Source organism: Pedobacter sp., assembly GCF_035317785.1.
In the GTDB taxonomy this organism is placed as follows: domain Bacteria; phylum Bacteroidota; class Bacteroidia; order Sphingobacteriales; family Sphingobacteriaceae; genus Pedobacter.
This window is the reverse complement of the sequence record NZ_DATHGC010000045.1, coordinates 1-7,489: the sequence shown is the minus strand read 5'-3', so window position 1 is coordinate 7,489 and position 7,489 is coordinate 1. Positions and strand designations below refer to the sequence as shown.

At 44.5% G+C, this 7,489-nt stretch carries 7 protein-coding genes; 4 read left to right on the top strand and 3 right to left on the bottom strand.

Annotated features, from left to right (window positions below; genetic code table 11):
- The 4 genes from gldG to VK541_RS03155 form a co-directional block, all read left to right on the top strand.
- Nucleotides 1-1,721 (top strand): gliding motility-associated ABC transporter substrate-binding protein GldG (gldG, locus tag VK541_RS03170; protein WP_324366850.1); only part of this gene is annotated, 1,721 nt, incomplete at its 5' end.
- A gap of 34 nt (nucleotides 1,722-1,755) precedes the next feature.
- On the top strand, nucleotides 1,756-2,880 hold the full coding sequence (gene dnaN, locus VK541_RS03165) for a DNA polymerase III subunit beta (protein WP_324366848.1): 1,125 nt from the start codon (nucleotides 1,756-1,758) through the stop codon (nucleotides 2,878-2,880).
- A 141-nt stretch (nucleotides 2,881-3,021) separates the two neighbouring features.
- Nucleotides 3,022-3,690, top strand: a complete 669-nt coding sequence (locus VK541_RS03160) for a DUF4397 domain-containing protein (protein WP_324366846.1) — start codon at nucleotides 3,022-3,024, stop codon at nucleotides 3,688-3,690.
- A gap of 75 nt (nucleotides 3,691-3,765) precedes the next feature.
- Nucleotides 3,766-4,437: a DedA family protein gene (locus tag VK541_RS03155; protein WP_324366845.1), complete on the top strand. Its 672-nt coding sequence runs from the start codon at nucleotides 3,766-3,768 to the stop codon at nucleotides 4,435-4,437.
- Here VK541_RS03155 and VK541_RS03150 read toward each other — a convergent pair.
- The 3 genes from VK541_RS03150 to VK541_RS03140 all read right to left on the bottom strand — a co-directional run.
- Nucleotides 4,434-5,309 carry a zinc dependent phospholipase C family protein gene (locus tag VK541_RS03150; RefSeq protein WP_324366843.1) on the bottom strand — a complete coding sequence of 292 codons (876 nt, stop codon included), beginning with the start codon at nucleotides 5,307-5,309 and terminating at the stop codon, nucleotides 4,434-4,436. The two genes, VK541_RS03155 and VK541_RS03150, sit on opposite strands and share 4 nt — an antisense overlap.
- A gap of 32 nt (nucleotides 5,310-5,341) precedes the next feature.
- Nucleotides 5,342-7,201 (bottom strand): molecular chaperone DnaK, encoded by a 1,860-nt coding sequence (gene dnaK / locus VK541_RS03145; RefSeq protein WP_324366841.1) that lies wholly within the window; start codon nucleotides 7,199-7,201, stop codon nucleotides 5,342-5,344.
- A gap of 12 nt (nucleotides 7,202-7,213) precedes the next feature.
- On the bottom strand, nucleotides 7,214-7,489 hold a 276-nt coding region (locus tag VK541_RS03140), incomplete at its 5' end, for a DUF3810 family protein (protein WP_324366839.1).

Below are 7,489 nucleotides of genomic sequence, written 5' to 3'. Positions count from 1 at the left end.
TGGGGGCTGACCAGGCTCGTACTGGGAGGCAGAAAATGGTAAAGACTGGAAAGAGGAAGTTTTTTTGGGCACTGGCTTTTGTCGCCGCGCTGGTCATGCTGAACATCATTGCACAGTATGTTTATACCCGTGTCGACTTTACCAAAGAAAAAAGATTTACACTAACAGCTCAGTCAAAGTCTGTTTTAAAAAACCTGGATAAAGAAATAGTCGTTACCGTTTTTTTAGATGGCGACCTGCCTGCAGCTTTCAAGCGGCTGCGCAATGCGACCAAAGACCTGCTTGCGGATTACCGCGCGTATTCAGGTGCATCTTTTAAAGTTGTATTTGTTGATCCCATAGGCGGATTAAGTGCCGGCGATCAGGATACTGTGATCAATAACCTCTATCAGCTGGGAATTGAGCCCACTACGCTCAACATTAAAAATGATGCTGGCTTTGCACAAAAGACCGTTTTTCCGATGGCTATAGTGGAGGGTGACGGAAAGCAGCAGCCCGTAAAATTGCTCCAGAACCTGGATGCGATGGGAGATTATGAAGAGAACATCAACAATTCTATACAGAACCTGGAATATCTGTTCACATCGGCCATTCAGCAGGTACTGGGCGGTCAGCATCCAAGGATCGGAATTACCGAAGGGAATGGGGAACTGTCAGATCTGCTGCTGCACGATGCGATCAAAAGCTTGTCCGATAATTACGAAGTGGGCAGGGTTGACCTGAATGTGATTGATAAGCAAGGTTTGGACAAGCTGAAAATGCTGATGGTCGTCAAGCCCCAAAAAGAATTTACGGAAGCAGAAAAATATAAGATCAACTATTTTGTGATGAATGGCGGCCGGGTGGTCTGGTGTATTGACCAGGTAGGAGCAGAACTGGACAGCATGGGGCGCTCGGGTGAACAGCTCGCTTTCAATAGAAAACTGAACCTCGACGATATGCTGTTCATGTACGGGACGCGTATAAATTATAACCTGATCGCAGATGCCAATTGTGCGGAAATTCCGCTGAGTACGGGCGGCGGACAACAGGGACAGATCCAGATGGCGCCATGGGTATATTATCCTTTGCTGATGCCGGATACTACGCATAACCTGGTAAGGAACATAGATGGGGTATTGGCTGAGTTTGTAAGTACGGTAGATACTATAGCAGTGAAAGGGCTGAGCAAACAGGTGATATTGAAGAGTTCAGCTTTCAATAAGGTACACAGCACGCCAAAGCTCCTTACTTTGCAAATGGTGGCCGAACAGCCTGATCCGAAAGCGTATGCCAGTGTTCCGGCTTCGGCAGGAGTGCTGGTTGAAGGTATTTTTCCTTCTGTATTTTTGAACAGGCCATTGCCCCCGGGCATTTCTGAAAATTATGGAGCATCCCTGCAGAGCAAAGCAAATAAAATGATCGTGATCGGGGATGGGGATGTGTTCAAAAATCAGGTGAGCAGCAGGGACGGATCTGCATTTCCTTTGGGTTTTGACAGGTATACAGGACGCAATTATGGAAATAAGGCGCTGTTGCTGAATATTGCTGATTATCTTTGCAATGACAATAATTTGATCTCGCTGCGCAATAAAGAGGTCAGGATCAGGTTATTGGATAGGACACGTTTGCGTACAGAAAAATTGCAGTGGCAGCTGATCAATGTCGGCGTGCCGTTACTATTGTTAATATTGTTTGCAATTTTTCAACATTATTACCGCAAGCATAAGTATACAAGGTAATTTTTATATTTTTGAGAACTGACTAAATCATATTATGAGATTTATTGTATCCACATCAACGTTATTAAAACATTTGCAAACAGTAAACGGTGCATCAAGCAGCAGTACTGTATTGCCTATACTCGAAAATTTCCTTTTTGAAATTAAAGATGGAAGTTTAACCATATCTGCTACGGATCTGCAGACCAGTATGACCACTTCTTTGCCTGTTGAATCTAAAGAAGGAGGAAAAGTTGCTGTTCCTGCGAGAATATTACTGGATACTTTAAAGACTTTACCGGATCAGCCCATTTCATTTAATATCGATGACAGCACTTTTTCTATTGAGATCAGTGCGGGTGATGGTAAATATAAGCTGAGTGGTGAGAACGGAGATGATTTTCCTAAGATCCCTGTGGTTGAAAATGCATCCTCGGTAAATTTACCTGCCTCAGTTTTAACTGAAGCGATCACAAAGACCATTTTTGCCGTGAGTAATGATGAGCTTCGCCCCGCAATGACCGGTGTTTTTTGCCAGCTTTCAGATCAGCACATTACTTTTGTAGCGACCGATGCGCATAAGCTCGTCAGGTACAGACGTACCGACAGCAAAGCTGATAAATCATCGTCTTTTATCCTGCCTAAAAAGGCTTTGACCTTATTGAAGGCAGCATTGCCGTCTACCGATGTCAATGTATCTGTAGATTACAATGCGACGAGTGCTTTCTTTAAGTTTGAGAACATTAACCTGGTTTGCCGCTTGATTGATGAGCGTTATCCTGACTATGAGGCAGTTATTCCTGCCAATAACCCCAATAAACTGGTGATTGACAGGGCGCTTTTCCTGAATACCTTGCGCAGGGTTGTTATTTTTGCCAATAAAACTACCCACCAGGTACGCCTGAAGATCAATGGCAGTGAGCTGAACATCTCATCTGAAGACCTGGATTTTGCCAATGAAGCACATGAGCGTTTGAGCTGTCAGTATGAAGGAGAAGACCTTGAAATCGGATTTAACGCCAAATTCCTGATTGAAATGCTAAGCAACCTGAGCGGTGAAGAAGTTACTTTGGAGCTTTCTACGCCAAACCGGGCCGGCTTACTGATCCCTCAGACCAATGATGAGAATGAGGATGTTTTGATGCTCGTCATGCCGGTCATGCTGAACAATTATAACTAGCATTTGTTAAAATATGTGAAATGGCCCGGTAATATGCCGGGCCATTGTTGTTTTTGGTATATTTGTGATGGAGCGTAAAAATAGTGACGCAATATGTAGCGAATACCGGTTTTGTTACGTTTATATCTAAAATATTATCCGATGAAAAAAAGACTACTCTATTTGGGTTTAATAGTACTGTTCGCTTCTTGTGTAAAACAAGACCCGCCGGAGCCTGTAGGCGAGATTAAAGTGAGGTTTGTAAATGCGGTAAAAAGTTCCAATCCGCAGGATATGTTCATCAGAGGGGTCAAAGCGCCAAATTCTGTTGCACTGATCTATGGGCAATTCTCACCTTACTATACCAGTACTTCAGGCGATAATGCTTTTGCTTTCGCGGATATGGGTACTACTGAAGGTACAGGTAATGCAGGTATCGGCGGAAAGTTTGAGATTGGGGCGGAAGTGACCGTATTCTATTTCAAGGGCCTGATTCGACTTGGCGGAAATTTGGCTGCGGGGGTAAAAGATGATGATAATGTTGTAGTACCCGGCAAGGCCAGGGTTAGATTTGTACATTTAAACAGCTTTTTGGAAAACTACATCAATTTTTCTGTTGTTGACGGGGAGATCCTGACTACGGGTATTGCCTTTGCCTATTCCTCCACTTATTTTAGTGTAAATCCGGGCTCAAAGATTAAAGCGAATGCGACCGGTGTAACGGATCCGCTCATTATTGACGCAAATCTGCAGGCCGGTAAAAATTATACCATATGGATAGACGGGGCCTCTGAAAAGGTTCTGGAGCAGCATGTGATCATTCAGAACTAATTATGACATTATAAGGTTTAAAAATATCATGGTTATTGCCATGATATTTTTACTTTTGGGCTTAATTTATAAAACTTGGAATTTTTCACTTTTTTACTTGATTTCATCCTGCACATTGATAAACACCTGGAGGAAATCATCAGAGATTATCAGAACTGGACTTATGCCATTCTGTTCCTTATTATTTTTGCCGAAACGGGTTTTGTCGTTACCCCTTTTTTACCGGGAGATTCTTTGCTGTTTGCTATAGGTACTTTAATTGCAGGCGAAAACACCGGGTTAAGTATCTGGGTGATGCTGTTTTTGCTGATCATTGCGGCAATATTAGGCAATTCCCTGAATTATAAGCTCGGTACTTACCTGGGCGTCAAGGTCTTTAATGAAAAGAACCGGATCTTAAAGCTGGAATATTACAATCAGTCTCACCAATTTTTTGAAAAGCACGGGGGCAAGGCCATTATATTCAGCCGTTTCCTGCCTATATTCAGGACCATTGCTCCTTTTGTTGCCGGTGTGGCCAAAATGCCATTTAGCAGATTTACTTTTTTCAATGTGATTGGCGGTGTTGCATGGATCACCAGTTTGCTGATGGCCGGATACCTTCTGGGGCAGATCCCTGTGGTAAAGGCCAATTTTGATGTGGTGATCGTGCTGATCGCGGTAGTGACCTTTTTCCCGGCGATATTTGCTGCGCTGAGGTCGAAGTTCAAAAAGAAAGAGGTGGTCAAAGAGGATGTGGAAGTTTAATCTTCAAGACGCGGCTGGCCGGCATCTATCCAGGCAGAATACCAGAATGAACCTGTTTTGTATATAGCTGAACGCATTTGCCGTTCCACCATGTTGTTCATTTTATCGTGATACGCTTTGGAATAAGCCCTGGAGTATTGTTTCAATACCTGGTCTTTTCTTTCCGAATAACTGTATTTTCTGTACTTCGGGAATGCCCGATGAAGATCTGCTTCACACTGTAAAACGGAATCGACCAGGCTGTGTGTTTGTGTAACGATCTTCCAGGCTTCAGTTAAGGGGTTTTCTATATACTGTGCTTTCCCAACCAGGTAATTGTAATTTTTGCTGAACAGTTCTGGCAACCTGCTTTCCCAAAATGCATGGATCCCAATTTGATCGGTCAGTTGCCCGTTGTGGTTTTGTGTGGTGTGCAGGGGCACATGGGCGTCTGCTATGTAATGCCCGAGATAAGCGGAGTAAATGAGTATTTTGGCGGAGTCCCGTTCTTTAAATGCACTGACCAGTTTGTAATAGCTTTTTTGTATCTGCCAGGGAAGTATACCGTTTTGATGGAGTCTGTTTAAGCCATATCTGCTCACAGCGTCATCCCATTTTCTGGGAATGCTGTCTATGCAATTTTCATAAAGCTCAACATCCAGATAATGCCTGGGGGCTTCTGTTGTATCTGCATATCTGCGCTTATCAGGGTCTACTGCGTGATCTGACAGGTATTTGAGGTTTGTTTTGTAAAACCTGCTGATGTCTTTAGGCAGTGTAAATACGGCAAGCCGGTTGATCTCCATGTGGGCAAAGAAACCCCAGGAGCTTAAGAGCAGTAGTGCAGTGCAGCAGACAAGTGTCAGTTTAGCGGATAAAAACGTGTGTTTCATCCGCTAAATTAGATCAGGAAATCTATATGGTGTTAATTGTCGATACTTTTGCCTTTCATTGCTGCAGAAACAGCAACATCCATTACACGTTCTGCAAAAGGACGGGTAAACTCATTGAGCTCGTCGGCTTTCTTTAAGATCTCATCTTTTTCTGCTTTTTTGAGTGCCGATTGCAGTGCTTCAATGCGTGTTTTGGTATTGGTGATTTCTTCGGCGGTTAAATAGGTTCCGTGCTTTTCTACGAAGCGTTCGGCGGTATAGACCAATTGTTCGCCTTCGCTTCTGGCTTCGATCAGCATACGCTGCTCCACATCGCTTTTTGCGTGGGTAATGCTGTCGATCAGCATTTTTTCTACGGTGTCATCCGTAAGCCCGTAACTTGGGGTAATGTCTATTTCCTGCTTTACTCCGGACCTGAGTTCAATGGCTTGTACAGTCAGTATGCCATCGGCATTGAGGATGAAGTTGATGTCTACTTTAGGCAGACCGGCGGGCATTGGAGGAATTCCTTTGAGGTCAAATTCTGCCAGTTTCCTGTTTTCCTGTACCAGGTCTCTTTCTCCCTGATAAACAGAGATCTTCATGTTGACCTGTCCGTCCAGCGAAGTGGTGTATTGTCTTCCGGCTTTTGTAGGCACTTTAGCATTTCGCGGGATGATCACATCCATCAGCCCGCCCATGGTTTCTATACCCAGCGAAAGGGGAGTGACATCAAGTAATAAAATATCTGAACGGTTGCCCGCCAGGATATCGGCTTGTATGGCTGCACCAAGGGCCACCACCTCATCCGGGTTGATCTGATCGTGCGGCTCACGCTGAAAAAATCCTGCAACCTGCTGCTTCACATAGGGTGTGCGGGTAGAACCTCCAACGAGGACCACTTCATCTATTTCTGCTACGGTCAGTTTGGCATCTGATAAAGCCAGTTTACAGGAAGCTATAGTTTCTGCTACTTTGCCGGCGATAAGGTTTTCAAAGGTCTGCTTATCGAGTGTGCACCGGATTTCGCCCAATTTCTCATTGTACAGGCTTTGGGTACTTAGTGCTTTCTTTGCTTCCTCGGCCTTTAGTCTCAAGGACTGCATTAAACCGGAGTCCTTAGCAAGGGCTTCTTTATCCAGCTTATTGCTGTCTATCCAGTAATGGACGATGGCGCGGTCAAAATCATCACCGCCTAAAAAAGTATTGCCATTGGTAGACAGGACTTCAAATATTCCATTTTGTATGGAGAGCACGGACACATCAAATGTTCCCCCGCCCAGGTCGTATACTGCAATTGTTTTTTGTTGTGCAGGGTCAAGGCCTAATCCGTAAGCCAGACTTGCGGCGGTAGGTTCATTTACGATCCGAAGTACGTCGAGCCCGGCGAGTTTGCCGGCATCGCGGGTGGCCTGGCGCTGACTGTCATTGAAATATGCGGGCACGGTTATTACGGCTCTGTTTACGGGGGTTTTCAGGGCGTGTTCTGCTCTCGCTTTGAGTTCTTTCAGGATCTCTGCGGAGAGTTCTATAGGGGTGTAAAATTTATCACCCGCTTTGATCTTGACCAGTGAATCACTTTCGTCGTCTATGATCTTGTAAGAAAAAGTATCCTGGTGTGCAGCAACATCTTTATAAGATCTGCCCAGTAACCGTTTTACTGAAAATATGGTATTGGCAGGGTCAGTGATCAGGAATTCTTTGGCATCATTTCCTACAAGGGCGTCTCCGTGTGCGTTGAAGTGTACGACTGAGGGAACCAGAAGTCCTTTCCCGGTATCATTGATGACCTGCGGGTTTTTATCGGGATTGATGAAGGCGACTAAACTGTTGGTGGTTCCCAGGTCAATACCGACGATGATTTCTTCCTGCTGAAATGAACCTGTTGCCAGGTTGATGGATATTTTTGCCATAGTGGGGCAAATTTACAAATCTTTTTTATGGATATTGTAAAGCCAAAGTACTATATCCTGGTAGCTGTCGGTGCCCCGGCTCTGGTTATTGAGCTTCAGGAACCGGTCAAAGGCGATGTCAAGATAGCCAAACATCTGGTTGTTGTATTTGCGCCAAAAGTCGCGGTCGCGCTTAAAGTCCTGTATGGTCCTGGTATTGATGGTATTGTACAGCAGGTCATAATCATCAGAGGATTTGATCCTGATCTCAAAGAGAATGCTTTTCAACATGGCGTAGGCAGCGGAATA